At 69.5% G+C, this 25,547-nt stretch carries 25 protein-coding genes; 14 read left to right on the top strand and 11 right to left on the bottom strand.

Going from position 1 to position 25,547, the window contains the following annotated elements:
• Positions 1-314 precede the first annotated feature (314 nt).
• From FB390_RS08920 to FB390_RS08910, 3 genes are all read left to right on the top strand, one after another.
• Positions 315-1,802, top strand: a complete 1,488-nt coding sequence (locus FB390_RS08920) for an ABC1 kinase family protein (protein WP_141808541.1) — start codon at positions 315-317, stop codon at positions 1,800-1,802.
• A 43-nt stretch (positions 1,803-1,845) separates the two neighbouring features.
• Positions 1,846-3,096, top strand: a complete 1,251-nt coding sequence (locus FB390_RS08915) for a saccharopine dehydrogenase family protein (RefSeq protein WP_141808540.1) — start codon at positions 1,846-1,848, stop codon at positions 3,094-3,096.
• A gap of 65 nt (positions 3,097-3,161) precedes the next feature.
• Positions 3,162-3,794, top strand: a complete 633-nt coding sequence (locus FB390_RS08910) for a class I SAM-dependent methyltransferase (protein WP_141808539.1) — start codon at positions 3,162-3,164, stop codon at positions 3,792-3,794.
• A 647-nt stretch (positions 3,795-4,441) separates the two neighbouring features.
• On the opposite strand, the gene FB390_RS08905 is transcribed toward FB390_RS08910, so the two are convergent.
• Both FB390_RS08905 and FB390_RS08900 read right to left on the bottom strand, forming a co-directional pair.
• Positions 4,442-4,648: a hypothetical protein gene (locus tag FB390_RS08905; protein ID WP_141808538.1), complete on the bottom strand. Its 207-nt coding sequence runs from the start codon at positions 4,646-4,648 to the stop codon at positions 4,442-4,444.
• A 103-nt stretch (positions 4,649-4,751) separates the two neighbouring features.
• Entirely contained in the window at positions 4,752-5,498 is a 747-nt protein-coding gene (locus FB390_RS08900) for a GntR family transcriptional regulator (RefSeq protein ID WP_141808537.1), read from the bottom strand.
• A gap of 249 nt (positions 5,499-5,747) precedes the next feature.
• Here FB390_RS08900 and FB390_RS08895 point away from each other — a divergent pair, with 249 nt between their 5' ends.
• The 4 genes from FB390_RS08895 to FB390_RS08880 all read left to right on the top strand — a co-directional run bounded on the left by FB390_RS08895 (position 5,748) and on the right by FB390_RS08880 (position 8,551).
• Positions 5,748-6,200, top strand: coding sequence for a hypothetical protein (locus tag FB390_RS08895; protein ID WP_246123929.1), 453 nt, complete (start codon positions 5,748-5,750; stop codon positions 6,198-6,200).
• Positions 6,201-6,225: 25 nt separating this feature from the next.
• Positions 6,226-6,882 (top strand): hypothetical protein, encoded by a 657-nt coding sequence (locus tag FB390_RS08890; RefSeq protein ID WP_246123928.1) that lies wholly within the window; start codon positions 6,226-6,228, stop codon positions 6,880-6,882.
• Entirely contained in the window at positions 6,879-7,607 is a 729-nt protein-coding gene (locus FB390_RS08885) for an ESX secretion-associated protein EspG (protein ID WP_141808536.1), read from the top strand. The genes FB390_RS08890 and FB390_RS08885 overlap by 4 nt, the downstream gene beginning before the upstream one ends.
• Positions 7,608-7,705: 98 nt before the next feature.
• Positions 7,706-8,551: a polyphosphate kinase 2 family protein gene (locus tag FB390_RS08880; protein WP_141808535.1), complete on the top strand. Its 846-nt coding sequence runs from the start codon at positions 7,706-7,708 to the stop codon at positions 8,549-8,551.
• Between the two features lie 3 nt (positions 8,552-8,554).
• Here the strand turns inward: FB390_RS08880 and FB390_RS08875 are convergent, their stop codons facing one another.
• Complete coding sequence (locus FB390_RS08875) at positions 8,555-8,758, bottom strand: hypothetical protein (protein ID WP_141808534.1); 204 nt, start codon at positions 8,756-8,758, stop codon at positions 8,555-8,557.
• 680 nt (positions 8,759-9,438) lie between these two features.
• Positions 9,439-10,086 (bottom strand): transcriptional repressor LexA, encoded by a 648-nt coding sequence (lexA, locus tag FB390_RS08870; protein ID WP_141808533.1) that lies wholly within the window; start codon positions 10,084-10,086, stop codon positions 9,439-9,441.
• Between the two features lie 90 nt (positions 10,087-10,176).
• Here lexA and FB390_RS08865 point away from each other — a divergent pair, with 90 nt between their 5' ends.
• On the top strand, positions 10,177-10,956 hold the full coding sequence (locus FB390_RS08865) for a class I SAM-dependent methyltransferase (RefSeq protein ID WP_141808532.1): 780 nt from the start codon (positions 10,177-10,179) through the stop codon (positions 10,954-10,956).
• Positions 10,957-11,141: 185 nt separating this feature from the next.
• On the opposite strand, the gene FB390_RS34155 is transcribed toward FB390_RS08865, so the two are convergent.
• A complete protein-coding gene (locus tag FB390_RS34155; RefSeq protein WP_246124364.1) occupies positions 11,142-11,504 on the bottom strand; it encodes a hypothetical protein in 363 nt (120 codons plus the stop codon).
• Here FB390_RS34155 and FB390_RS34150 point away from each other — a divergent pair.
• Positions 11,503-11,637 carry an excalibur calcium-binding domain-containing protein gene (locus FB390_RS34150; RefSeq protein WP_246124263.1) on the top strand — a complete coding sequence of 45 codons (135 nt, stop codon included), beginning with the start codon at positions 11,503-11,505 and terminating at the stop codon, positions 11,635-11,637. The genes FB390_RS34155 and FB390_RS34150 overlap by 2 nt on opposite strands.
• A gap of 7 nt (positions 11,638-11,644) precedes the next feature.
• Here the strand turns inward: FB390_RS34150 and FB390_RS08855 are convergent, their stop codons facing one another.
• Genes FB390_RS08855 through FB390_RS08845 form a run of 3 tightly spaced genes read right to left on the bottom strand, consistent with a single transcriptional unit; the run spans position 11,645 to position 14,984 of the window.
• Complete coding sequence (locus tag FB390_RS08855; RefSeq protein ID WP_141808530.1) at positions 11,645-12,463, bottom strand: alpha/beta fold hydrolase; 819 nt, start codon at positions 12,461-12,463, stop codon at positions 11,645-11,647.
• Between the two features lie 32 nt (positions 12,464-12,495).
• Positions 12,496-13,629 (bottom strand): FAD-dependent oxidoreductase, encoded by a 1,134-nt coding sequence (locus tag FB390_RS08850; RefSeq protein ID WP_141808529.1) that lies wholly within the window; start codon positions 13,627-13,629, stop codon positions 12,496-12,498.
• 29 nt (positions 13,630-13,658) lie between these two features.
• Entirely contained in the window at positions 13,659-14,984 is a 1,326-nt protein-coding gene (locus FB390_RS08845) for a carboxylesterase family protein (protein WP_141808528.1), read from the bottom strand.
• A gap of 95 nt (positions 14,985-15,079) precedes the next feature.
• On the opposite strand from FB390_RS08845, the gene FB390_RS08840 reads away from it, so the two are divergent.
• The 3 genes from FB390_RS08840 to FB390_RS08830 all read left to right on the top strand — a co-directional run bounded on the left by FB390_RS08840 (position 15,080) and on the right by FB390_RS08830 (position 17,191).
• Complete coding sequence (locus tag FB390_RS08840) at positions 15,080-15,649, top strand: TetR-like C-terminal domain-containing protein (RefSeq protein ID WP_141808527.1); 570 nt, start codon at positions 15,080-15,082, stop codon at positions 15,647-15,649.
• 229 nt (positions 15,650-15,878) lie between these two features.
• Positions 15,879-16,628 carry a thioredoxin domain-containing protein gene (locus FB390_RS08835; RefSeq protein ID WP_141808526.1) on the top strand — a complete coding sequence of 250 codons (750 nt, stop codon included), beginning with the start codon at positions 15,879-15,881 and terminating at the stop codon, positions 16,626-16,628.
• Complete coding sequence (locus FB390_RS08830) at positions 16,625-17,191, top strand: vitamin K epoxide reductase family protein (protein ID WP_141808525.1); 567 nt, start codon at positions 16,625-16,627, stop codon at positions 17,189-17,191. Before FB390_RS08835 ends, FB390_RS08830 begins: the two co-directional genes overlap by 4 nt.
• 6 nt (positions 17,192-17,197) lie before the next feature.
• Here the strand turns inward: FB390_RS08830 and FB390_RS08825 are convergent, their stop codons facing one another.
• A complete protein-coding gene (locus FB390_RS08825; protein WP_141808524.1) occupies positions 17,198-18,301 on the bottom strand; it encodes a S1C family serine protease in 1,104 nt (367 codons plus the stop codon).
• 193 nt (positions 18,302-18,494) lie between these two features.
• Here FB390_RS08825 and FB390_RS08820 point away from each other — a divergent pair, with 193 nt between their 5' ends.
• Together FB390_RS08820 and FB390_RS08815 are read left to right on the top strand one after the other, a co-directional pair.
• Positions 18,495-19,550, top strand: a complete 1,056-nt coding sequence (locus FB390_RS08820) for an NAD(P)-dependent alcohol dehydrogenase (RefSeq protein WP_141808523.1) — start codon at positions 18,495-18,497, stop codon at positions 19,548-19,550.
• A gap of 2,064 nt (positions 19,551-21,614) precedes the next feature.
• Positions 21,615-22,997, top strand: coding sequence for an AI-2E family transporter (locus FB390_RS08815; RefSeq protein ID WP_246123927.1), 1,383 nt, complete (start codon positions 21,615-21,617; stop codon positions 22,995-22,997).
• 112 nt (positions 22,998-23,109) lie between these two features.
• Here the strand turns inward: FB390_RS08815 and FB390_RS08810 are convergent, their stop codons facing one another.
• Both FB390_RS08810 and FB390_RS08805 read right to left on the bottom strand, forming a co-directional pair.
• Positions 23,110-23,676 carry a TetR/AcrR family transcriptional regulator gene (locus FB390_RS08810; RefSeq protein WP_141808522.1) on the bottom strand — a complete coding sequence of 189 codons (567 nt, stop codon included), beginning with the start codon at positions 23,674-23,676 and terminating at the stop codon, positions 23,110-23,112.
• The gene (locus FB390_RS08805) at positions 23,676-24,101 is read right to left on the bottom strand and encodes a VOC family protein (RefSeq protein WP_141808521.1); all 426 of its coding nucleotides are present in this window, start codon (positions 24,099-24,101) and stop codon (positions 23,676-23,678) included. The genes FB390_RS08810 and FB390_RS08805 overlap by 1 nt, the downstream gene beginning before the upstream one ends.
• Positions 24,102-25,547 lie beyond the last annotated feature (1,446 nt).

The raw sequence follows: 25,547 nt of genomic DNA, 5'->3' as shown, positions 1-25,547 counted from the left end.
GACCGAATGTCACCTTCACTCGGGACGCGTTCGGCAGACGGGCGCTGCCGGACGCAGTCCATCCTTGGCCCCGCACGGCCGGGGCGGAGTCGGAGATACGCACAGTAGGCGCTGCCGTCCCCGGACCACGCACGGCCCGAGCGAAGGCAGCGGCACACCTGTCTGTGACGGTCGGTTCGACAATGCCGCGCGGTTGGTTACTCTGAACGCGAGCGGTGCCACAGTGGGGTTGGTCACCGCCCCCAACGTGGTCACGCGAGCCCGCGCCAGCGTGTCCCGTCGGCTACGACCGCGGCACCAATGGAGGTACCTCGATGGCGAAGCAAGTACCGACTTCCCGGCTTGCTCGTGGCACCAAGCTGGGTGCCGTAGCCGCAAGTTCGGTATTGCGGACGCAGCGCACGAGGCTTTCCATGCGGGGCAGATCCGAGGCCGTGCGCGCCAAGATGGCCGAGGAGTCCATGATCCGCACCACCGAGCAGGTGGTCATGGTGCTGGGCACCATGAAGGGCGTGGCCATGAAACTGGGACAGATGATGTCGGTGCTCGATCTGGACCTGGTGCCCGAGGATCATCGCGAACGCTTCCAGAAGCGGCTCGCCGTGCTGCGCAACGCCGCGCCGACCGTCTCCTTCGACGCCATGCGGCAGGTCGTCGAGGAGGATTTCGGCCAGCCGCTCACGGCGATCTTCGCGGAGTTCGACCCCGAACCGATCGCGGCGGCCTCGATCGGCCAGGTGTACCGGGCCACGCTGCGCGACGGCCGGGTGGTCGCGGTGAAGGTGCAGTACCCGGGCATCGACGCCGCGGTGCGCGCGGATCTGAAGAACCTCAACATGTTTCGCAAGGTGCTGACCTCCGCCATGCCGTGGGTCACCCCCGCCGTCCTCGACGAGCTGCGGCTGAACATGGAGGGCGAGCTCGACTACCAGAACGAGGCCGTCACCCAGCTGCAGATCGCCGAGCTCTACGCGGGGCATCCGTTCATCGCGGTGCCGCGCTCGCTGCCCGAGCTCAGCACCACGCGGGTGCTGGTCAGCGAATATCTGCCCGGTAAGGGTTTCGAGGAGCTTCGCCAGTTCCCCGAGGACGAGCGCAACCGGATCGGCGAGATCATCTACCGGTTCTACGTCGGCTCGCTGTTCACCTTCAACGAGTTCTGCGGCGACCCGCACCCCGGCAATGTGCTGCTCGTCGACGACGGCCGCGTCGGCTTCCTCGACTTCGGCCTGTTCAACCGGATGGATCCCGAGCACGTGCGGTTCGAGACGATCTGCCTGCGCGCGGCCGCCGAGGACCGCGCGGAGGACCTGCGCGAGTTGATGATTCAGCGCGGCGTGATCGACTCGCCGGAGGAGATCGGCGCCGAGGAGTGCCTGGAATACGTGCTCGCGGCCTCCGAATGGTGTCTTGTCGACGAGGAGCTGACCATCACACCCGAGCTGGCCAGCGGCGCGTTCCTGCTCGCGGTGGACCCGAGGGCCAGCGAGTTCGCGGGCATGAAGCAGCAGAACCTGCCGCCGGAACACCTGTTCTCCCGCCGCGCCGACTTCCTCACCTTCGGCATGCTCGGCCAGCTCAACGCCACCGCGAACTGGCATCGGATCTCTCGCGAGTGGCTCTACGACGAACCACCGGTCACCGAACTGGGCAAGGCGCACCAACAGTGGCTGGCGGAGAACCCGCCGCCCGCGCCGACCAAGACCGCGCGGCCGCGCTCTGCCGCGTCCGCATCGGCGACCACACCCAAGAAGACCGCGGCGAAGAAGGCGCGGCAGCCGAGGGCCGGGCGCAAAGCCTGACCCGCACCGCACGCCACGGCATCCATCAGGAGTGAAGAGACACATGGCAGACAACCGCGAATTCGACATCGCTCTGTTCGGCGCGACGGGTTTCGTCGGCAAGCTCACCGCGGAGTACCTGCTCGACGCGGCGCCCTCGGACGCCCGCATCGCGCTGGCGGGCCGCTCGCTGGACAAGCTCACCAAGGTCCGCGCGGAGCTGGGCCCGAAGGCCGCGGCGTGGGACCTGGTGGTGGCCGACTCGACCGATCAGGCCGCGCTCGACGCGCTGGCCGCGCGCACCAAGGTCGTGGTCACCACGGTCGGCCCGTACCTGCGCTACGGCCTGCCGCTGGTCGCCGCCTGCGCGAAGGCGGGCACCCACTACGCCGATCTCACCGGTGAGCCGCTGTTCATCCGCGAGGCCATCGACAACTACCACGACGAGGCCGCGCGCACCGGCGCGAAGATCGTCAATTCCTGTGGATACGACTCGATTCCGTCCGACCTGAGCGTGTATCAGCTGTACCGCAGCACGGTCGCGGACAACACGGGCGAGCTGACCGACACCACACTGATCGCCTACCTCAAGGGCGGCGTCAGCGGCGGCACCATCGATTCGGGCCGGGCCATGATGGAGGCCATCGCCGCCGATTCCAGCAAGGCCTCGGTGCTCGCGCACCCGTACTCGCTCAGCCCCGACAAGTCGATGGATCCCGACGTCGGCCGCCAGAGCGACCAGGCTTTGCAGCGGGCGAGCAGCATCGACCCGAGCTTGGACGGCTGGGTGACCACCTTCGTGATGGCCGCGCACAACACCAAGATCGTGCGCCGCAGCAACGGCCTGCTCGGCTGGCCGTACGGCAAGAATTTCCGCTACCGCGAGGTGATGAACGCGGGGAAGTCGGCGGTCGCGCCGCTGGTCGCGGCGGGCATGGCGGGCGGCATCGTGGCCACCATGGCCACCGGCGCGCTGCTGTCGCGGGTCTCGGCGGGCCGCAAGCTGCTCGACCGGGTGCTGCCGAAGCCGGGCACGGGACCGAGCGAAGAGGCCCGGCGCAGCGGCTGGTTCACCATGAAGACCTACGCGCGCACCACTTCCGGCGCGAAGTACGTCGCGACGTTCGCCGGTAAGGGCGATCCCGGGTACCAGGCCACCGCCGTCATGCTCGGCGAGGCCGGACTGTGCCTTGCCTTCGACACCGACAAGCAGCCCGAACTGGCGGGCATCCTCACCCCGGCCGCGGCCATGGGTGACGCGCTGACCGATCGGCTGCGTGCCGCGGGCATGACGATCGAGGTCGAGCGGTCCTGAATCGGGCTGCCGATTTCCACCGTCGAGGAGCTTGCCGTGCACGACGAATTCGTGAGGGCGGCGCGTTGAACCTGGCGCGCCGCACCATGAACCACCCCGCGTTGGCCGCCGTCTACGAACGCGCATGGCGGCCGACGCTGTTCTACCTGGCCAGTGGCCGCAGCACCGCGACCGATCGCCGCGACGCGGTCACCGCGCTGCGGCTCGGCGGGAATCAGAAGGTGCTCGACATCGCTTGCGGGCCGGGCAATTTCACCAAGTATCTGAGCGAATCGCTGTCCGAGGGCGGGTACGCGGTCGGCGTGGACTATTCCGAGCCGATGCTGGCCCGCGCGGTCGTCGACAACGCCGGGCCGCGGGTCGGCTATCTGCGCGGGGACGCCCGAACGCTGCCGTTCGCCGACGGCGCCTTCGACGCGGTGTGCTGTTTCGGCGCGCTCTATCTGATCCCCGATCCGCTGACCGCCACCAGGGAGATGGTGCGGGTGCTCGCCCCCGGCGGGCGCATCGCCATCACCACGAGCCACCGCGCCGATACGCCGTTCGGGCGCGCGAGCCGGTTCGTCGGCGGTTTGAGCGGTCTGCGGGTGTTCGACGATTCGACCTTCCCCGACCTGTTTCGCGAACTCGGGCTCGTGGAGATCGATCAGCGGGTGCATCGGCTGTTGCAGTACGTCAGCGCCACTCGGCCAGACTGAGCGGAAACAGGGTTGGGGCTTACCCTTTCGGCTTCGAGAAATCGAATTCGCCTGCGGCACAGGACGTTTCAGTCGAGCCAGGCCGGGAAACGCCTTCGCGCTAATCGCCCGGCATGCGGCCACTGCGGTGTGAACCGTATCTGCGGAAACTATCCGCGCCCAGCGTCCGACAGGCGGCTATCCGAGAACCGGCCCCGCGCAACCACACCGCGCCCAGCGTCCGGCACGCCGCCACTCGAGGACCCGCTCCACGCCGCCACTCGAGGACCCGCTCCACGCCGCCACTCCAGGACCCGCTCCACGCAACCACACCGCGTCCAGCATCCGGCACGCCGCCCTCCGAGAACCGGCCCGGCCCAACCACCCCTCGTCCAGCGCCCGGCACGCCACAGCTCGAGACCCGCTGCGGGCAATCACTCCACACCCACCGTCCGGCAACCACAACTCGAAAACCCGCTCCGCGCAACCACTCCACACCCCCGTCCGGCACGCCACCCGAGAACCGCTCCCGCGCAACCACTCCGCGCCCAGCCCGCCACTGCGAACCGGCCGCACGCCAATGCTCTGCGCCCGGCGTCGGCCGCGCGCCAACGCTCTTCGCCCGGCGTCCGGCACACGGCGGTGATCGAAACCGGCGCGGAATACGATCAGTCGGACGGCTCGTCGCCGGACGGCCGAGCTTCGCTCAGCTCGACCATCCGGCGCAGCACGGCGGGCGCGATCGCGAAATCGAGTTCGGTGCCGCCGTTTTCGAAGACGTAGGTCAGGTAGTCGTCGCAGTGCAATGCGGCGCGCCGGACCGAGCAGTGCTCTCCGACGACTACCCAGCCACCGATGGTCAACTGGTCGAGCATCGCACCTCCCACCCTGCGGACTAGGCCATTCCCTCGCGCGCCGGACTATTCCAGGCGTAATACCGCCTTGTCAACGGATTCGCGGCGCGTCATCGACCGCGTGTCACACGCCGGGAACGGAATATTCCTGGCGGAACAACCATGATTCGGGCGGATACACGCCCTCGTCGAACTGGAGCACGACGCCGTCGGTGTCGATCGCGGTGAGCCGGTACACCAGCACGGCCGATGTGCGGGCCAACCGCAGCTGCTTGCGCTCTTCCGTGGTCGCCATGCGCGCGCTGACCTGATCGAACACCGACGCGACCCGGCGGCCGGTCACCGCCTCCAGATAGGTGGCGGTACCGCCGGGCAGCCGCTGGGTGTCGAGCAGTCGATCCGCGACATCGGCGAGGTCACCGGCGAACCAGGACGTCGAGAGTTCGGCGTCGCCGTTCTCTCCGGTGATCAAGCGCCTGCGGGCGATCACCTCGCTACCGAGCTCCAGGCCGAGCGCGGCGGTCACGTACTCCGGGCCGTCGACGAGTTCCGCAGCCAGGATATCGATCGGCTCGCGTTCGGCGTACATCCCGCCGTACTGCCGTGCCCGCCCGGCGGATTCGCGGACCAGCGGGACCGCGTCCGGGCCGCGCACGAAGGTGCCCGAGCCGCGTCGCGATTCCACCAATCCTTGCTGGCGCAACGTATTCAGCGCCTTGGCCGCCGTCGGCCGCGCGACCTTCCACGCCGCGGCGAGCTCGCGCTCGGAGGGCACCTCGGCGCCCGGTGCGAGTTCCCCGCGCTCGATCTGGTCGCGGATGTACCCCGAAATCTGCTGATACTTCGGGAGTACTTCTTCGATGTCGGGCACCGAACGCCTTCCGCTCCGGGATCTGCCAATACTTCGGGCCAGTGTAACCAGCCCGCGAACCTCTCCTCGCCGCCGACCGTGCGCCACATCACAGCGTCTGGGCGGGGTCAAGCGGGCAACAGCGGTGGTTACCGGGCGGTAGAGTGCCGACCAGTACGCGTACCTCCGCATCCGCTCCGGCCGTGCGCGGTCCAGGGACGGACTTCGTCCGGCAGCGTCTGTTCCGCGTACCTCGCCGCCGCTGCGGCCATGCGCGGGTTGCGGACCGACTTCGGGCGGTGGGTGTGGACCGAACAGAAGGGGGCGATCCAGGTGGCGGTGCCGGATACCGGGCAGGGGCTGGCCAGGGGGTTGTACGCGGCGGCCGTCGGCGCGGAGGGTGAACGTTTCGAGCTGGCCGAGGATGTGGCCGAGAATCTCGCCGCGGCGTGCGACCGGCTGGTCGAGGATCTGCGAAAGGCAATGGCCACAGGGCATTCGGTCACCGAAGTGAACGGATTTCCCGAGCTGCCTTCCGGCCGCGGCCTCGCCGTCGGGTTCGGCGACAAAGGCAGGCAGTTCCTCGACACCGTTGCCGCGTTTCAAGAGACCGCGCTGCTCTTCAAAGCGGCCTATCTCGCCGCGGGCCGTAAACTCGCGGACGCGGAGGCCGCGAATCGGGCCGCGCTCGAACTGGTCACCGAGTATCTGGATCCGCGATGACCGCGCGCGTATCCAAGATGCGGAGGTGGTGACCGTGGTGGACGCCGCGGCACGAGCCGCCGCCGACGAGATCAGGGTGCAACAGCGCGCGCTCGCCGACTCCGCCGGAACGGTCAGCGGCGGAACGGATCCCGCCTACGCGCCGGAACGCGAGCGATTCGGCGCGTACACGCACGTGGAGATCTGGGACCGGGTGCACGAGGCGCTCGATCCCGGCGCGCTCGGCGAGACCGCTGCGGCGTGGCAGGCCAACGCCGACGCGGTCGCCGACGCCTTCCAGCACTTCGCCGACGCCGCCAATCGCGAATTCGCCCGCTGGTCAGGTCGATCCGCCGAGGCAGCGCAGCGGGCGACGCGCGAGTTCATCCGGGTCGGCGCCGAGGCGCACGACGTGTGCCGCGCGGTGCAGCGCCTCATGGAGCTCAATCGCGATGCGGCACAGACCATTCGCGCCGCGATCCCGGAGCCGCAGCGTTATGTGCCGCTGGACGATCCGGCGGCGGAGGCCGTGTACGGCGGGCGCCGCAGGATGGAACACGACTTGGCCGCGGCGGCGGCGCAGGCCGACGTCCAGGACACCATGACCTACGTCTACACACCGACCATGCCCGCCTCGGGCGACAGCGTGCCCCGGTTCACACCGCCGCGCGCACCCTCCGACGGCGAGGGCGGCGCACGGTGAGATGGGTACTCACCCCGGACGAATTCACGCATGTCTGGGAAAGCGAAACGAACCTGGACAGGCGACCGTATCCGATCAACATGGTGCCCTCGTCCACCGTGCGCACCGAAACCGAGTACGCCGCATTGCGTTTGCCGCAGCGCTTCGCCAAGCAGGCCGACCCGGACCTCGCCGCGGCGCTGATGCTGTGCGCGCGCACCGACGCCACCACCATCACCATCTCGGGTGAGCGCAGCACGCCGGGGCGCAACGGCAGTTCTCCGGAAGGCGACCGCGTTCTGGCGTTCGCCGCCGTTGTGCACAATCACGCGGGCGTGCTCGTCGCGACGCCGGACAAGGTGACCGTGCAGATGTGCCATGCGCGCAACCTCGGCCAGCGCCTGGTGCAGGTGATCGGCTCCGCGCAGCCCGGACGACTGGGCGCGATGCGCGAGCCGCAGGACGCGGTGCTCACCACGGAGACGCCCGAGACGCCCGCGGCCAACGGCCAGCGCGGCGCCGCCCGCTTCCGGCAGACGTTGCGCAAGCCGGTGGACTGCCGCGGGTTCATCACCGTGACCGTGGACCCGGACAACCCGATGTCACCCCCGACGCGCCACCGCACCTGGCTCGATTTCACCGGCGACGGCCGCTACCTGTTGACCACCTCGCACGACCTGATCCTCACGCCGGTCTCCGACGACGACTTCGCCGTGCAGTTGCTGCGGCTCGCGCAGATTCGCTGACGCAGGAGCGCCCTGCCGAACGCCCACAGTGCGGCTCGCGCAGACCGGCTGACGCCGAACACAAGGCCGAGTGCCCGCGGACGTGGTAAGTGTGGTCGATGGTGAAGCACTGGTCCGTTCCGGTCACGGAGGCCCTGAAAGCGGACGGATTGCGGATCGCGGAGCTGGCGACTTCGTCGACACCGGGATTCACCGGGGACAAGAAGCTCGCTCAGGAGTTGCTGACCGAGCGCGGCAAGGCGCTGTCCGTGCTCCAGGAGAAGCTCTACGCCAACGGACGCTCCGGCGACAGGCGCAGCGTGCTGCTGGTGTTGCAGGGCATGGACACCGCGGGCAAGGGCGGCATCGTCCGGCACGTCATCGGATCGGTGGATCCGCAGGGCGTCGACCACGCCGCGTTCGGCGTCCCCACCGAGGAGGAGCGGCGCCACCACTACCTGTGGCGCATCCGCAAGGCGCTGCCGCGCGGCGGGCAGCTCGGCGTGTTCGACCGGTCGCACTACGAGGACGTCCTCGTGGTGCGTGTGCACGAACTCGTTCCGCGCGCGGAGTGGGAACCGCGCTACGACGAGATCAACCAGTTCGAGCGGGAGATGACGCGGGAGGGCATCACGCTGGTGAAGGTCGCCATGTTCGTCTCGCTGGACGAGCAGAAGAAGCGGCTGCGCCAGCGGCTGGAGCGGCAGGACAAGTACTGGAAGTTCAACCCCTCCGACATCGATGAGCGCGCCTACTGGCCCGCTTATCTGGAGGCGTACCAGGCCATGGTCGACCGCACGTCGACCGCCGACGCGCCTTGGTACGTGCTGCCCGCCGACCACAAGTGGTACGCCCGGCTCGCTGTCACCGAGCTGCTCATCGACGCGCTGGAGAAGTTGAAACTGGACTGGCCGCCGGCGAATTTCGATGTCGCCGAAGAACTTCGCCGCTTGGACCAGTCCTGAGACTCAGCGCTTCGGCTCGGCCACCTGCGCGACCAGCAGTCGATCTCCGAATGTGATGCTCGCCGCGGGTATTTCGGAGTCGTAGAAGCCGAGTTTGCCGCTGATGTATTCGATCACCGTGCGACTGCCTAGCGTCACGAAACGCACGACGGCGGCCGCGGTCATGCTGCCGGTGCTCTTGTTGCCCAGTTCTCGGATGTGGAGCATCTCTCGCACCGGACCCAGCCCGGCAATGTCTTTTGACCACCGGCACCTCCCAGTCGACGGCTTGCTCCGACCTGTCGGCATTGCGCACCGAGACCTGCGCACTCGGGCACGCCCGCATGGTCGAGGCCAGCGCGTCGACGTCCACGACCCGGGTTCAGCACGGCGATGTGCATGTCGTAACGCGGCTTTCCGTCTGCAGTGTCGCCCCGGGGCCAGCGCGGCCGCCATCGGATCGGCGGTGACGACAGGAATGGCCGCGTTGCGCGCCGCGCACTCAGGTGTGTTCTTGCCCAAGGCCGAGCCGACGGGTGCCGAGCGTGACGGCATCGGCCGCCGGGGCGGCACGACATGGCGCTCCAACTCCCCCACAGATCCGAAACACAAAGAACCACTTGGGGGTTACCGCAGCAGCCTGTCCCGCGGTGGGTCCGGGGCGACCGCCGGTCGGGATCAGCGGAACCGGGTCCCGCCTCGACCTCCGAAGGAGCGGACCACGGGCGGCCGCCGAAATCAGTGGCGCGCTCACTGCTGCGAAATAGGCGTCCGCGGAGATAACAGAACAACCGAGGTGGTCGGCCCGCCCGTACCGCCCCACCTCGGTGCCCAACGCGGCCCCCGTCGGTCCCCTCCTGACGGGGGTCGCCTCTGTACGGGTTGACCTCGTGCGGGGTGCCCGCGCGTCAGATCCGGCGCATCACCGAGACGACTTTGCCGAGGATCACGGCCTCGTCCCCGTCGATGACGTCGTAAGCCGGGTTGCGCGGTTCGAGATAGACGTGGCCGTTGCGGCGGCGATACACCTTCACGGTCGCCTCCTCGCCGATCATGGCGGCCACGATGTCGCCGGAGTGCGCCTCGTTCTGCTGGCGCACCACCACCGTGTCGCCGTCGCAGATGGCGGCGTCGATCATCGAATCACCGCGCACCCGCAGCGCGAAAACCGTTCCGCGACCGACCAACTCGCGCGGCAGCGTCAACGTGTCGTCGGCGTGCTGCTCGGCGAGGATGGGCGTGCCCGCGGCGATGTCGCCGACCACCGGCACGGTCACCGCGGCATCGGAGTTCTCCGCCCGCGCCGTCCCCTGGAGGAACAACCGCACGTCGATCGGGCGCGCCATCCCGGAGCCGCGCCGCAGGAATCCCCGCTCCTCGAGGCTCTTCATGTGCTTGGAGACCGTGGACGCCGACAGCCCGACCGCGTCACCGATCTGCCTGCTGTTCGGCGGATACCCGTACTCGACCACCCAGTCCCGAATCACGCCCAGAACGCGCTGCTGGCGCGGCGGCAGCGTCGAAGTATCGAGATGCTCGAAGTCGTATCCGGTCACCCGGGGAATGCTAGAGGCGGGCGCTGACAATTCACCCCGCGACTCGGTTGCGGAGCCCCGCCGACCGCGCTCGCCCTCTACGGTGGGCCTATGTCCGGAGACGCGGCGCGGGACTTCTACGACCACTTGGCCGACGAGTATCACCTGCTCTACGAGGACTGGCCCGCGGCGGTCGCGGGGCAGGGGCGGGCGTTGGATCGGGTATTGCGGGGGCGGTTGGGGGCGGGGCCGTCGACGGTGCTCGACGCGGCGTGCGGGATCGGCACGCAGGCGATCGGGTTGGCGGCGTGCGGGCACACCGTGGTGGGGATGGATCTGAGTCCGGTGGCGGCGGCGCGGGCGGCCGAGGAGGCGCGGACGAGGGGGCTACGGCTGCCTACCGTGGCCGGGGATATGCGGGCGCTGCCCTTCGCGGGCGGGTGGGCCGACGCGGTGGTGTGCGCCGACAACGCGCTGCCGCACCTGCTCACCGCCGTCGAGGTGGGCACTGCGCTCGGGGAGATGTGGCGGGCGCTGCGGCCGGGCGGTCTGCTGGTGCTGACAACCCGCGACTACGACGCGCTGCGCGCCGCCAAACCCGCTGGTATGCCGCCGAAGTCGGTCCACTCCGCCACCGGTCGCACCGTCACCTTCCAGCTCTGGAGCTGGGACGAGGACGGCGAGCGGTACGACTTCGAGATGTTCCGGCTCACCGAGGGGGGCGGCGGCTGGGCCGTCCGGGTCGGCGGCGCGCGTTACTGGGCGCTGACCAGGGCGCAGCTCACGGAGTTCGTCACGGAGGCGGGCTTCGTCGAACCGACCTGGCACACGCCCGAGGAAACCGGCTTCTTCCAGCCGGTACTCACCGCGCACCGGTCGGGTCCGGCCTGAGGCACACCCCGACCGTCGGGCAAGTGGTCTAAAGCATCCCTGGACACGCCTGACAACCACCGAGGGCGGGCAGAATTCCCAAAATCCGGCGTGTCCAAACATTTTGCCTGTCAGGATGTTCCAGCACGCGACGACTCCTGTCGGGGGGAGCCGCCTTCGGGCCTGAACCGGGTCGCGTCGTCCAATCACTCGATATCGCAGGAAATCATGGGGACACCACGACATACCGCCGTCGTCGCCGCGATCGGATTCGCGGTGCTCGCCGCCGCGGGTTGCGGCGGCGACACCGAAAACGACCGCCCCCGATCGACGACCACGGCACGCACCACGGTGACGACACCACCGACCACGACCAGCGCGACCACGCCGCCGCCCCCGACCACAACCAGCGTGACCACGCTTCCGCCGCCCGCGACGTTCGTGCCGCCGTCGATATCGCAGCCACCGCCACCGCCACCGGTTCCGACGCCCCAGGTAGCGCCGCCCCCGCCCCAGGCAGCGCCACCGCCCCCACCGCCGCAGGTCGCGCCGCCACCGGCTCCGCCCATGCCGCAGCAGAGCGGCGCCTACTACCGCAATTGCGCCGCGGCCAAGGCGGCGGGCGCGGCTCCGCTCCGTCAGGGAGAGCCCGGATATCGCAGCGAGCTGGACCGGGACGGCGACGGGATTGCCTGCGAGTAGGTCGCTTTCAGCCGACGGCGCGGTCGGTGCCGATGAGGTCGAAGAGTTCCGCCGCCACGCGATCCGGGAGTTCGATGCCGGGGAAGTGGGTGTGGCCGTCGAGGCGGGTGTAGCTGAACCACGGGTGGGTGCGGCGGAATTCCTCGTGCACGGCGTCGTAGTCCGAGGACTTCGGGTGCGAGAAGACATGACGCACCGGCCGTGGCTCGGCAAGCTCGTCGAGGCGTGCCATTGGCGAACCCCAAGTGGCGTAGGCGTTTTCGATGACCCGTCCGGAGCGCGCCCACATGTCGAAACCGTGGCCGCCCGCCTCGTAGCGCACGTGGTCGAGCACCGACTGGTCGACGCTGCCCGCCAGCCAGCTGTCCACCAGCGCCTGCTGGGCGGCCCGCCAGCTCTCCTTGCGCTGTAGCGCCTGGAGTCCGGCGGCGAACTCCGGCGGCGGCGGAGTCATGATCAGGTCGAGCAGCAGGAGCGCGGGAACCCTTTCGGCGCCGAGCTTTTCGGCGATGTCCATCGCCGCCCAGCCGCCGTGCGCGTGCGAAAGCGGGATGAAGGACTCCACCTCCAGCGCGTCCAGCAGGCCGATGGTGTCGGAAACCTGCTCGGCGACGCCGAAATCACCGACGAGCGTGCGGTCGACGCCGTGACCGCGCCAGCACACGCGCACCACCCGGTGGTGCGGCCGCAAGTAGGGCAGCAGCCGGTCGAAGGCGCGATGGTCGTGGCCCCAGCCGGGCAGCAGCACGATCGCGGGCCGCCCCGGCGCGTAGCCTTGGTCATCGAAACCAATTTCGACGCCGTTGATCCGGTAGGTGTTGAGCATCTCTTCTCCTGTTTCTTGTTCGGCGAGCGTTCTCACGAAGCGGTCGGACGCAATTTGGTAGCGGCCAGCTGACTGTCGGCGAAGCCGGAGGTGCGCCCGACCAGGCTCAGCAGCGGGTCGCGCACCGCGTCGGGCACGGCGTTGAGCAGTCGCATCCGGTACGAAGTCCGCTGCGTGCGTTCGATGTCCGGCCGCTGCTCGCGCTCCCAGGCCGCCAGCGCGTCACCGAGCGCGAGCCCCGGCCTGCCCACCGTCGCTGCCAGCGAGACGGCGTTGGTCATCGCGGTGCCGCCGCCCTGCCCGAGGTAGGGCGGCTGGGCGTGCGCGGCGTCGCCCAGAAACGCGACCCGGCCGCACGACCACGAGCGGAGGCGGATGTATTCGAAGGTGTCCCAGCGGATCGGAATGCCCTCGGCCCGCCGCAGCAAGTTCGCCAGGCCGGGGAAGCTACGTACCCAGGACTCGAAATCGATGCTCGAGCCGCGCGTCGACGGGTCGTCGACGTCGGAAACCAAGGCGAGATAGACGTGTTCAGGCGTGCACGGCGTGTAGAGCAACCGCCGCCGGCCCCCGAAGTACTCGAGGTGCTCGACCAAATCCTCGGCGGGAAAGTAGTCGGGTGAGGCGGGCACCATGAGCCGCGCAGCGCCTTGACGCATCCGCACCCGCCGGGTCGCCATGTCCAGCCGGTCGCGCAACCGCGAATGGACGCCGTCCGCGGCGACGACGAGATCCGCTGTCTCCGTGCGTCCGTCGTCGAAAGCGACGGCACCGTCCGGGTCCGCCGACACCGCGCGGGAATCGGTGACCAGTTCCACGCCCGCCCGCTCGGCCGCGTGCACCAGGGCCTCGATCAGCCGGTCCCGGAGCAACGTGTAGCACCGTGGCTGCCCCGGCCCGTTGATGCCGATCCGGTAGAGCGTGCGACCGGAGCGCGAACGAGCCTCCACGGCCGGTCCGATATGCGCGCCGAGCGTGGCTTCGCGGTAGGCGCCGATCGCCTCCAGGGCAGACAAACCGTTGTCCCACACGTAGATTCCGGCTCCGACGGCGCGGATGGCGGACTGCCGCTCGTGCAGCCGCACCGTCCACCCGTCCATGGCCAGCGCGGTGGCCGCGGTGAGCCCGCCGATGCCGCCGCCGATCACTTCCGCATGCCGTCCCACCGACCGGCTCCTCTCTCGCACGCGCCCTCTCACGGGAGCTCCAGAACGGCACGCGAACCGCGCCGATGAGGCGGCCGGTCGCCGATACTTCCGGTCCGCACGAATTCGCCCCAGTAGCCACGTGTTCGGACGCCGAGCTCATCTAGACGGTCCGAATCCAACGGGCGCACCATCGGCGCCGCGCGCCAGTCGTCGGCCGCGCCGAACAACAGCGGCAGTTCGATGCAATGGCACGCCCCGAACGGACCGTCCGGATGCAGCACTCCGAACCGGTAGCAGAAGACCGCACCGCCGGACTCGGTCAGCAGATCCGCGAACCGGAACACACCGTCCTCGAACACCTTCCGTCCGACAGTCCGCTCCGCGGCGGCCGTCAACCGCGCCCCGATGACCGGCGTGCGCCGTACCCTGCCGAACACCGGGTGCGGCCCGCCGTAGAACGCGCGCATCTCAGCCGCCGTACTGCCGACGAGCACCGGCGTCCGCGCCGCGCGCTCGCGGACCAGCCGACGCCAGTCCTCGTCACCGGGCAGTACCTCGGTCTCGCGCACCGGGAGGAAGGGCGGCGCGGAGTTCAGGCCGCCTGGTCCGGCCAAGCGCACCGCCGTACGCGCCTGTGCCGCGAGGATTTCCGGAACATCCGCGGTCCGTGGGTCGCCGCCGAGTTCCCCGAGGAACACCGCACCGGCACGTTCGGCGTCGGCAGGTCGATGGAAGCCGACGCCGAATGGCGCGCTCTGCACGATCGCCCGCGCGAACAAGCCCTCGGCCCGGCCAATGCCCAACATCGCCACGACCGATTGCGCGCCCGCCGACTGTCCCGCGACGGTCACCCGCGCGGGATCACCGCCGAAGGCGCGGATGTTGTCGCGGACCCATTCGAGCGCCGTCAGCTGGTCCAGCAAACCGAGGTTGCCCGGCGAAACACCCGGGGCGCGAAGGTAACCCAGCACGCCGAGTCGATAGGACACGGAGACCACCACGATCCCGGTTTCGCGCACCAGCCGGTCCGCGTCGTAGAGATTCCATTCGCCGCCACCGGTCAGATACGCCCCGCCGTGCAACCAGACCAGCACGGCGCAACCACCGGGGACGGCCCCAGCCGGGGCGGTGACGGTGAGGACGAGGCAGTCCTCGGACTGCTCGAACGCCGCAGGCACGCCCATCACCACCCCGAGCCGGGAGGGCAGTTGCGGCGCACTCGGACCCCGGCTCGTCGCGTCACGCGTCCCGTCGTGCGCCGGTATCCGCTCGGGCGGCTCGAATCGCTCGGCGCGCGCGTACCGAATATTCCGGAACGCCACCACGCCGTCGGCGCTTTCGCCGCGCAGACCCCCGAGGACCACATCGTCCATGCCACTCTCGCCTTCTAACGCAAGTCGACTTGCGTTGTGCCCCCACGGTAAGACCCGCGCGGCAATAACGCAAGACGACTTGCGATAATCGAGATATGGCGAACCCCCAGATCCGCGGCGCGCGATTGCGTCAGGCCGTGCTCGACGCGACGCTGGCGCGCATCGAGTCCGTCGGCATCGACCAGGTGCGCATCGCCGACGTGGCCGACGCCGCAGGCGTGCACGAGACCTCGATCTATCGCCGCTGGAAGACGCTGCCCAAACTGCTGATCGACGCCCTGCTCGCACGCTTGGACGCGGAGATACCGATCGCCGACACCGGCTCGGCCCGCGCCGATCTGGAGGCTTTCCTCGCCGATCTGATCCGGTTCGCCGAGACGCCCTCCGGCGCCGCGCTGATTCGCGGAACCGCCATCGCCGACAACGATCCCGAGGTGGCCGAGGCGCGCAGGCAATTCTGGGTGACTCGGCTCTCCGCCTCGGAGGAGATCGTTCGCCGCGGGATGGCGCGCGGCGAACTCGCGCCGACCACCGATCCGAGGCTGATCATGCTCACGCTCGGCGGCTTGGTGCACTTGCAGGTCACCCACCTCGGCGGCGCGATTCCGGCCGCGTGGGCCCGCGACGCCGTCGATCTCGTGCTCAGCGGAGCGGCGGCGCGCTGAAAACGCCCGCGCACAAGCACGGCATCCCCGCGTCGAATCGCGGCGCGTCCGCGCGCAACTCGGACCACGCACGCGCGAATTACGGAATAGGCCAGTGGGAAATTTCGGAATCTCTCAGGTTGACCCACGATGATGTGGCCGTGCCCGACCGCTCCGCGAACAGTTCCGGAACTACCATCGTGGCGGCAGGCGAAACCGGCAGGCGAGCGAAAGGCGTGGTGAGCGCACGGTGAGCAACAACCCGGGACGGACGAATCCGCTGCTGAAGGCGGAGCGCGCCGACCGTAACCGCAAGATCCTCATCCAGGTGGCGGTGGCCGCCGTGCTGATCGGCCTGGTCGCCGCGATCGGCATCGGACTCGCGGTCAAGAAGGCGGAGAAGGACGACCCGGGCCCCACCCCGAGCATCGCCGCCGCGCAGGCGCCGGGAGCCGTCACCGGATCCATCACCGACAATGGCTCGATCCGCGTCGGCAAGCCGGAGGCCAAGGTCACCGTCCGGGTGGTCGCCGACTTGCAGTGCCCCGCGTGCAAGGCGTTCGAGGCCACCTACGGCCAGCTGCTGGAAGACGCGGTCGCCAACGGCACCGCCGCGGTCGAATACAACATCATCTCGTTCCTGGACAAGGCCTCCACCACGGAGTACTCGACCCGCGCGGCCAACGCCTCCTACTGCGTCGCCCAGCAGGACCCGACCAAGTACCAGGCGTGGCTGAAGGCGATGTTCGCCCAGCAGCCGCCGGAGGGCGGCAACGGCCTGACCGACCAGCAGCTCATCGAGATCGCGAAGTCCGTCGGCTACACCGAGGACGTCGCGAGCTGCATCACCGACCGCACCTACGACAAGTACGTCGCGTCGACCACCAACCAGGCCTTCGACGGCGGTATCCAGTCCACGCCGACGGTCTTCGTGGACGGCAAGCAGGTCAACCCGAGCGCGCTCCAGCAGGCCATCGCAACGGCGGCCGCGGGCCAGTGATCGCCGCGCCACCCCGGTCCGCCTGGCTGCTGCTGATCTGCGGCCTGGCGGGCTGGCTCGCCTCGATGGCGCTGACCATCGAGCGGTTCAAGCTCTTCACCGATCCCGACTACCGGCCCTCGTGCAGCATCAATCCGATCCTGTCCTGCGGCTCGGTCATGGTGACGGATCAAGCGTCGGTGTTCGGGTTTCCGAACCCGCTGATGGGCATCGTCGCCTTCTCCGTGGTCGTCACCCTCGGCGTTCTCGCGGTCGCCGGGCTCGGGTTCCCGAAGTGGATCTGGGGTGGCCTGTGGCTGGGCACGGTGGCGGGCATCGGCTTCGTCTGCTGGCTCATCTTCCAGAGCCTGTACCGCATCAACGCGCTGTGCCCGTACTGCATGGTTGTCTGGGCGATCGTCACGCCGCTGTTCGCGGTGGCCACCGATCAGCTGTGGGGTCGTTCGAGCGGCCCGCTCGGCGTGCTCGCCGAATGGCGCTGGACCATCGTCGCGCTCTTCTACGCGGTGGTGCTGCTGCTGATCTTCCTGCGTTTCCAGGACTACTGGCTGAGCCTGTTCTGAGCCGGGTCAGTTCGGCGCGCCCTTGCCGAGCACGACGGTCACCGTCCGCTCGACGCCGCCGGGGCCGAGCACGCCGAGGCGCACCGTCTCATCGGGTTTGCGCACGTTGATCGCCGCGCGCAGGGCGCGGGCGCTGGTGATCGCCCGGCCGTCGATCGAGGTGATCACCTCACCGTCGGCGAGTCCCGCCGCGTGGGCCGGGCTGCCGTAGATCGCGACATCGATGCGCGCGCCGCTGGGTCTCGCGTCGGAGATCAGCACGCCGAGCGTCGCGGTCGGGCCGATGTGCACCGTGTCGGTCGGCGTGCCGGAACGGATCTGGCGCACCACCCGCATAGCGGTGTCGATCGGCACCGCGTACCCGTTGGGCTCGCGGTCGACCTCCGGATCGTGCTCACCCGACGCGGCGGTGATCACGCCGATGATCGCGCCGCGCCAATCGGCGAGCGCTCCCCCGGACTGCCCGGAACTGACAGCTGCTGCGATCTCCAACATGCCCGACAGCGCCTTGCGGGACAGGTCGGCGGAGTTCAGCGCGACGATCGTGCTGTCGAGATCGGTGACATTCCCGGTGATCGACGTCGGCGTGCCGCCCGCGCCGCCCGCGTTGCCGATGGCGAGCACCTCGTCGTGCAACCGCACGTCGGCGGAATTGCCGAGCCGGGCGACGGTGAGTCCGGCGGCGCCGGGCAGCTCGAGCAGGGCGATGTCGACGCCGGAGTCGTAGCCGAGCACCGTTGCCGACCAGACCTGCCCGGTGCCGACCGAGGTCACGGTGACCGTGTCGGCGCCCTTGACCACGTGATGGCTGGTCAGCACCTGTCCCTCGGCGGTGAGCACGATGCCCGATCCGGCCGCGCCCTGACCGAACGTCTCGGTGGCGGTGCTGATGTGCACCATGGCCGGTTCCACAGCGGCCGCGACCGCCGCCCGGTCCAGCGGGGGCGCCGGTGCGGGCGGCATCGGCGCGATGGCGGTGCCCGGGCCGGTGAACAGCGGCCAGCCCGGCAGTTCACCGCGGTAACCGAGGAAGCCCGCCAGCCCGAGCACGGCGACCACGATCAGCGCGAGCGCACGCCCGCCGCCGCTTCCGCGTCGTCCGTCGTCCATGGGCACTCCCGCCTCGCTACGCCTGACGAATTCCATTGTGGCCGGAGATCTTCACCGTAGATCGGGAATTCCGGACCGCTCGACCGTCGGCCGGAAAACCAGGCAGGATGGACATCCCCCGCCTTGGCCTCGACAAACCCCTGTGCACGCCCCCGCTCGACAAACCCGAGCATGCGGCGGTAGGCATATATTCATGAGCACCGCTGCCGCCGCCTACGCCCTGCCCGCTCCGGACGGAGCCTTCGAGAAGGTCACCATCGAGCGCAGGGAGCTCGGTCCGCACGACGTGCTGATCGACGTCAAGTACGCGGGCATCTGCCACTCGGACATCCACACCGCGCGCGACGAATGGGGCGGCACCCGCTACCCCTGCGTGCCCGGCCACGAGATCGCGGGCCTGGTCGCGGCGGTCGGCTCGGCGGTGAGCAAGTACAAGGTCGGCGACCGGGTCGGCGTCGGCTGCATGGTCGACTCCTGCGGCAAGTGCGCCCCGTGTCTGGCCGACGAGGAGCAGTACTGCCAGGCCGGCGCCACCATGACCTACAACTCCGTCGTCGACCCCGCGGTGCAGCCCGGCGGCTACACCCTGGGCGGCTACTCCACCCAGGTCGTTGTCACCGAGAACTTCGTTGTATCCATCCCGGAAGGCATCGGCCTCGACGTGGCCGCGCCGCTGCTGTGCGCGGGCGTCACCCTCTTCTCGCCGCTGCGGCACTGGCAGGCCGGACCGGGCAAGCGCGTCGCGATCATCGGCATGGGCGGGCTCGGACACGTCGGCGTGAAGATCGCCGCGGCGATGGGCGCGGAGGTCACCGTCCTCAGCCACTCGCTGAGCAAGCAGGAAGACGGCAAGCGGTTCGGCGCGCACCACTACTACGCCACCGGCGACCGGCAGACCTTCCGCGAACTGCGCGGCCGCTTCGACCTGATCCTCAACACCGTCTCGGCCGACCTCCCGCTGGACGACTACATGAAACTGCTGAACCTGGACGGCACACTGGTCATCCTCGGCCTCCCCGAGAACCCGATGACCATCAAGCCGTTCACCCTCGCCGGTTACCGCAGGTCGCTGGCGGGTTCCATGATCGGCGGCATCGCGCAGACGCAGGAAATGCTCGACTTCTGCGCCCAGCACGGCATCGGCGCGGAAATCGAGTTGATCTCCGCGGACGAGATCGACAACGCATACGACCGGGTCGTGGCGAGCGACGTGCGGTACCGGTTCGTGATCGATACGGCGACGATGTAAGGCTTCGCCAGCGCTCCGGTTGCGCGGATTCTTCCGTCGGCAGTGCGGCTCGTGCGCACTTTCGCCTGGTCCGGCAGTGCGCGGGTCGGTAGTGCGCGGGTGCGGCAGTGGGCGGGTGCGGCAATGCGCAGGTCCGGCCTGCCCCAGCAGTAGCCGGGCCCGGCAGTGCACGGGCCAGCCTGCCCCGGCAATGCGGCGGATTCAGCCTGCCCCGGCGATGCGCGGGTCCGGCGTCCCTCCGGCAGTGCCCGGGTTCGGCAATGCGCGGGCCCAGCCTGCTCTAGCAGTGCGCGGATTCGGCCTGCACCGAGACACTGCGCGTGTCCGGCCTGCTCCAGCAGCGTGCACTGCTCCAGCCGTGTGCGGGCCCAGCCTGCCCCCGCAGTGCGCGGGTCCGGCAATGCGCAAGTCCCGCCTGCTCCAGCGGTGCCCAGGTCGGACAGTGCGCGGGTCCGGTCTGCTCCGGCACTGCGCAGGTCCGGTCTGCCCCGGCACTGCGCAGGTCCGGTCTGCCCCGGCACTGCGCAGGTCCGGTCTGCTCCGACAGTGCGCGGGTTCGGCCTGCACCGACACTGCGCGGGTCGGGCAATGCGCAAGTCCAGCCTGCTCCAGCGGTGCCCAGGTCGGACAGTGCGCGGGCCCGGTCTGCCCGGCAGTGCGCGGGTCCGGTCTGCTCCGGCAGTGCGCACGTCGGACAGTACGCGGGTCCGGCCTGCCCCCGCAGTGCGCGGGTCCGGCAATGCGCAAGTCCAGCCTGCTCCAGCGGTGCCCAGGTCGGACAGTGCGCGGGCCCGGTCTACCCCGGCAGTACGCGGGCCCGGTCTACCCGGCACTGCGCAGGTCCGGTCTGCACCGACACTGCGCGGGCCCGGTCTGCACCGACACTGCGCGGGTTCCGCCTGCACCGACACTGCGCGGGTCGGGCAATGCGCGGGTTCAGCCTGCCCCTGCCAGCAGTGCGCGGGTCGGGCAATGCGGCAAGTCCAGCCTGCTCTAGCGGTGCCCAGGTCGGACAGTGCGCGGGCCCGGTCTACCCCGGCAGTACGCGGGTCCGGCCTGCACCGACAGTGCGCGGGTCCGGTCTACCCCTGCCAGCAATGCGCGGGTCGGGCAATGCGCAGCCTGCCCCAGCGGTGCCGAGGTCAGAAAGTGCGCGGGTCCGGTCTGCCCGGCAGTACGCGGGTCCGGCCTGCACCGACACTGCGTGGGTCCGGCGCGCATGGGTGTGAGCGCGCGGCGAAAATCGACGGTAGTCAAATGGTGGCTAATTGATCTTGCAAAGCCACCATATGACTACCGTCGAATCCATTTCACTATCGACGGTAGTCAAATGGTGGATGCGCCCTTGACAGGCCAACAGCCCTCCCACGGTCGACCGGCCAAAGAACTCTTTCCGCTTGCACTCCTTAAACGCAACCACAGCCAGATGACCACGCCGGAAGCCGAACCCCGCCCACCCAACTGCGGGAGGTAAGCCGGGTACGGCACACGACGCGCCCAGCACTGCTCCGAGGAAAACCTGGGCAGGCGCACCCTTGGGAACCCGCAACATTGGGCACCGTCACCGTCACCCCAACGCAACGACCGCACCCGCCCGAGCCCACGAACCTAAAGCAGACCCCTCGGACACCCAAACCACTGCGCACCGTCACCCAACCGCAGCGACCACCCCGAACTGAGCCCAAGAACCCAAAGCCAGGCGCACCCACTTGAACGCCACAACATTGGGCACCGTCGTCCCAACGCAACGGCCCCACCCAACCGAGCCGAACACCCAAAGTCAGGCATACCCTCTCGGACACCCGCACCGCTGGGCACCGTCACCCCAACGCAACCTCCGCCCCGGACCAGCCTTCCGGACTCGCCCGGCAGCGCCAACCGCCCACACCGCCCGCATCCACGCGGGCCATTCGCGAGTTGTCCACAGGCTCGGTCCAACAGCGGCAAATCAGCGCCTCCACAGCAGCCATCCATGATCAATCGCCCCCATCCGCCCGACAGCGTTCACGTGCACGCTGGCATGTTGCGGGGCGCGGGTTCCTCTCGCGTAAGTACCGTGGATTTGTGTCCGCGGATGACGAAGACTCGACCAACCCGAAGTCCGATGCGGGAGATTCCGCCTCGCGCGAGTCCGGCGCACCACGTAACCGGGTGCCCGGCCCGAAGGAGCCGCGCCCCGAAGCATCCGGACCGACGAAGCCGCGTTCCGGGACAGCGGATCACCCAGCGCCGACCGCACCGAAACCCGAAGCGCCGAGCTCGGAGAAGCGCAAGCCCGCATCGGACCGCGGCGGAGTGCTCACCGACCTCTCGGCCGGTCCACCCCCTTGGCTGCTGCGCGCCTTCCTGCTCGCCGCCGCGACGATCGCGGGCCTGATCTTCGGATTCTGGGTGTTGCAGCGACTCCAGGGTCTGCTCACCGTGCTGATGGTCTCGCTGTTCCTCGCCTTCGCCATCGAACCCGCGGTCAACTGGCTCGCCGCGCGCGGCGTGCGGCGCGGGCTCGCGACGGGCGTGGTGTTCCTCGGCCTGCTGCTGATAGTCGGCGGGTTCGTGTGGACGCTCGGCTCGCTGCTCGTCGACCAGGTGACCACGCTGGTGCAGAACGCGCCCGAGTACGCCGACCGCGTCGTCGACTGGGTCAACCAGACGTTCAACACCGAGCTCTCCGGCACCGACATCCAGAAATACGCGACGGAGTGGAGCGACCAGATCGAGGGCTACCTGGTCGGCTTGGCCGAAAACGCCTGGGGCATCGGCACGGCCGCGATCGGCGCGCTCTTCCAGATCCTCGGTGTGCTGCTGTTCACCTACTACTTCGCCGCCGACGGTCCGCGCTTCCGCAACGCCATGTCCTCGCTGCTTCCACCGCACCGTCAGCGACACGTGCTGCGCGCCTGGGACATCGCGGTCGAGAAGACCGGCGGCTACATCTACTCACGCGGCCTGCTCGCCGTCTGCTCGACACTTGCGCACTACGTGGTGCTGCGAGTGCTCGACGTGCCATCGGCGTTCGCGCTCGCGCTGTGGGTCGGCGTTGTCTCCCAGTTCATTCCGACCGTCGGCACCTACCTGGCCGGCGCCCTTCCGGTGATCGTCGCCTTGGTGAACGGCGGCCCCGGTGACGGGCTGTGGATCCTCGGATTCATCGTCCTGTACCAGCAATTCGAGAACTACGTCCTGCAACCGCGCATCACCGCCACCACCCTCGACATGCATCCCGCAGTCGCCTTCGGCGCGGTGATCGCGGGCGCCGCGCTACTCGGCCCGACGGGCGCGTTGCTCGCCATCCCCGTCACCGCCACCGTGCAAGCCTTCGCGGGCGCCTATATCCGCCGCTACGAGGTCGAAACCGACGTGGAAGCGCCGGCTCCCGAACCGACGAAGCCGAACGGCCGAAAAAGAATGCGCGAGCTCATGCTTCGGCTCACCCGCGCCCAGCGCTGACGGCCGCTGGAAGAACTTGCCGAACGGCTGCCGATCGAACAGGTCACCAAACGGCGCACCATCGCGGTCGCCTCCTGATCGCCTCGCGGGACATCGCGCCGGAGCGACCAGGTCACCGGACGATCAGACCCAGAACCGCGTCCACCGAAGACTCGGCGAGTTCGTCGTCCAGCGGCAGATGACCGAACAGCGCGCGGAAGTAGATGGGCGCCGCGACGGCATCCAGCACGAAGTCCATGTCGATCTCGGGGCGCACCTCGCCGCGTTCGATCGCCGCGCGCAGCGCGGTCTCGGTGGTCCGCCGCCGCGGCTCGAAGACGACGGCAAGGAAGTGCTCGCGCAGTTCTGGGTCATTGGCCAGGTCCGCGAGCAGCGCGGGCAGCACGCGATCGAGCGATGTATCGCGCAGGGCCGCAACCAAATCCCGCATCGCCGCGGTCAGGTCGGCCCGCAGATCCCCCGTGTTCGCAGTGGGCCGCAGGCCGAGCAGATCGGCGACCACCGCCACGACCAGATGCCGCTTGGACGGCCAACGCCGATAGATCGCGGGTCGGTGAATTCCCGACCGCGTCGCCACACCGCCGATCGTCAGCTCGGCATATCCGTTCTCGTCCAGCAGTTCTCGCGCGGCCGTCAAGACCGCGGCGTCGATCCGGTTGTCGCGCGCCCGCCCCGCCATCAGAACACCGGCCGCGGCATCAACACGACCAGCCAGCCGTCCGGATCGGGAAAGCCCAAGTCGCCGTTGGCCGCCCAGTACGGATTCTCGAGCGACACCGGCTCGACGCCGTATTCGCCGAGCCGCTGCGCCGCGTCGTACATCTGCGCTTCACCCTCGAAGTAGAGGACCAGTAGATTCTCGGAACTCGGTGCGTCTCCAGGACTTCCGTCCACATGCGAGGTGAACTCCAGGTGATAGTCCGCGCCGGGCAGACCGAGCATCACGCCGTCGTACCCCGCGTGGTTCTCGAATCGGTACAGCTCCCGCAGCCCGACCCCCTCGACATAGAACCGCACCACCTCGTCGAGCCGATCCGTCGGCCGAGCGATCCGGACCTGCGCGACCCGTAGCGAATCGGGCCACGCTCGTTCATCCACAGCCATCCACAAATGATACGGTACGTACCGTACCGAAATACCATGTCTTCCAGCCCGCACGATTTTGCGAGCCACCGAGCCGCTAAGCCACCGATTCGCTACGCCACCAAGCTGCCGAGGCCGCCGGGCCACACCGATTCCCTAGGCCGCCGGAACACCGCCGCCGATACGCCAGTCCGCTGAGCTGCACGCTGGGCCGCCATGACACCGATTCGCTAGACCGCCGAGCGGCCGAGACACTGGGTCATCGAGACGCCGGGCCGCAGGCCACGCCGAGTCGCTACGCCGCCGAGCCACCGGGACGCTAGGCCGCCAAGCCGCTGGGCCGCCGGGGTGCGGGGCACCGATTCGCTACGCCGCTGAGCCGCCGAGACGCCGGGCCCACGCCGATGCGCCGATTCGCTACGCCGCAGGACCACACCGACCGCCGATCCGCTAGGCCGCCGGGCTGCCGGGCTGCCGGGCTGCGGGGCCACCGATTTGCCACGCCGGGCGGCCACACCGATCCGCTAGACGCCGAGCCACCGAGGCGCTGGGCCGCCGGACCGCCGAGACGACGGGGCCGCCGGCCACGCCGATGCGCTATACCGCCGGAACGCCGGGCCGCCGATTCGCCACGCCGCGGACCCACGCCGAGCCACCGATCACCGAGGCCACCGAGACGCTAGGCCGCCAAGCCGCTGGGCCGCCGGGCCGCTGGGATGCCGGGACGCTGGGACGCTGGGACGCTGGGACGCTGGGACGCTGGGACGCTGGGACGCTGGGACGATGAGCCGCTGAGCCGCCGAGACCTCGAGCCACGCCGATGCGCCGATTCGCTAGACCACCGAGCCACCGAGCCGCTAGGCCGCTGATTCGCTCAGCCGCCGAGCCGCTGGGGCACTGATTCGCCACGCCGCCGAGCTGCCGGGACTGCCGGACCACGCCGATTCGCTAGGCCGCCGGAAAACCGGGCCGCCGAATCGCCACGCCGCAGGGCCACGCCGATTCGCTAGACCCGCCGGGCCACCGACCCACCGAGCCGCTAGGCCGCCAAGCCACTGGGCTACCGGGCTGCCAGGCCGCCGGGATGCTGGGACGCTGGGACGCTGGGACGCTGGGACGATGAGCCGCTGAGCCGCCGAGACCTCGAGCCACGCCGATGCGCCGATTCGCTAGACCACCGAGCCACCGAGCCGCTAGGCCGCTGATTCGCTCAGCCGCCGAGCCGCTGGGGCACTGATTCGCCACGCCGCCGAGCTGCCGGGACTGCCGGACCACGCCGATTCGCTAGGCCGCCGGAACGCCGGGCCGCCGAATCGCCACGCTGGGTCACTCCGTCGGCGGTCAGCCAGCGCATCCGCAGGGCCACGCCGAATCGCTGAACCGCCGGGCCGCCGAGCCGCTAGGCCGCCAATCCACTGGGCCACCGGGCTGCGGAGCACCGATTCGCTACGCCGCTGAGCCGCCGAG

Origin of the sequence: Nocardia bhagyanarayanae (assembly GCF_006716565.1) — a bacterium.
Taxonomy (GTDB): domain Bacteria; phylum Actinomycetota; class Actinomycetes; order Mycobacteriales; family Mycobacteriaceae; genus Nocardia; species Nocardia bhagyanarayanae.
This window is presented reverse-complemented; position numbering and strand designations above follow the sequence as displayed.

Bases quoted from the DNA above. Each gene is read 5' to 3' on its own strand.
- FB390_RS08920 (WP_141808541.1), top strand. From the start codon at position 315: ATGGCGAAGCAAGTACCGACTTCCCGGCTTGCTCGTGGCACCAAGCTG.
- FB390_RS08915 (WP_141808540.1), top strand. From the start codon at position 1,846: ATGGCAGACAACCGCGAATTCGACATCGCTCTGTTCGGCGCGACGGGT.
- FB390_RS08905 (WP_141808538.1), bottom strand. From the start codon at position 4,648: ATGCTCGACCAGTTGACCATCGGTGGCTGGGTAGTCGTCGGAGAGCAC.
- FB390_RS08895 (WP_246123929.1), top strand. From the start codon at position 5,748: ATGCGCGGGTTGCGGACCGACTTCGGGCGGTGGGTGTGGACCGAACAG.
- FB390_RS08880 (WP_141808535.1), top strand. From the start codon at position 7,706: ATGGTGAAGCACTGGTCCGTTCCGGTCACGGAGGCCCTGAAAGCGGAC.
- FB390_RS08875 (WP_141808534.1), bottom strand. From the start codon at position 8,758: ATGCTCCACATCCGAGAACTGGGCAACAAGAGCACCGGCAGCATGACC.
- FB390_RS08865 (WP_141808532.1), top strand. From the start codon at position 10,177: ATGTCCGGAGACGCGGCGCGGGACTTCTACGACCACTTGGCCGACGAG.
- FB390_RS34150 (WP_246124263.1), top strand. From the start codon at position 11,503: ATGCCGCAGCAGAGCGGCGCCTACTACCGCAATTGCGCCGCGGCCAAG.
- FB390_RS34155 (WP_246124364.1), bottom strand. From the start codon at position 11,504: ATGGGCGGAGCCGGTGGCGGCGCGACCTGCGGCGGTGGGGGCGGTGGC.
- FB390_RS08855 (WP_141808530.1), bottom strand. From the start codon at position 12,463: ATGCTCAACACCTACCGGATCAACGGCGTCGAAATTGGTTTCGATGAC.
- FB390_RS08845 (WP_141808528.1), bottom strand. From the start codon at position 14,984: ATGGACGATGTGGTCCTCGGGGGTCTGCGCGGCGAAAGCGCCGACGGC.
- FB390_RS08840 (WP_141808527.1), top strand. From the start codon at position 15,080: ATGGCGAACCCCCAGATCCGCGGCGCGCGATTGCGTCAGGCCGTGCTC.
- FB390_RS08825 (WP_141808524.1), bottom strand. From the start codon at position 18,301: ATGGACGACGGACGACGCGGAAGCGGCGGCGGGCGTGCGCTCGCGCTG.
- FB390_RS08820 (WP_141808523.1), top strand. From the start codon at position 18,495: ATGAGCACCGCTGCCGCCGCCTACGCCCTGCCCGCTCCGGACGGAGCC.
- FB390_RS08810 (WP_141808522.1), bottom strand. From the start codon at position 23,676: ATGGCGGGGCGGGCGCGCGACAACCGGATCGACGCCGCGGTCTTGACG.
- FB390_RS08805 (WP_141808521.1), bottom strand. From the start codon at position 24,101: ATGGCTGTGGATGAACGAGCGTGGCCCGATTCGCTACGGGTCGCGCAG.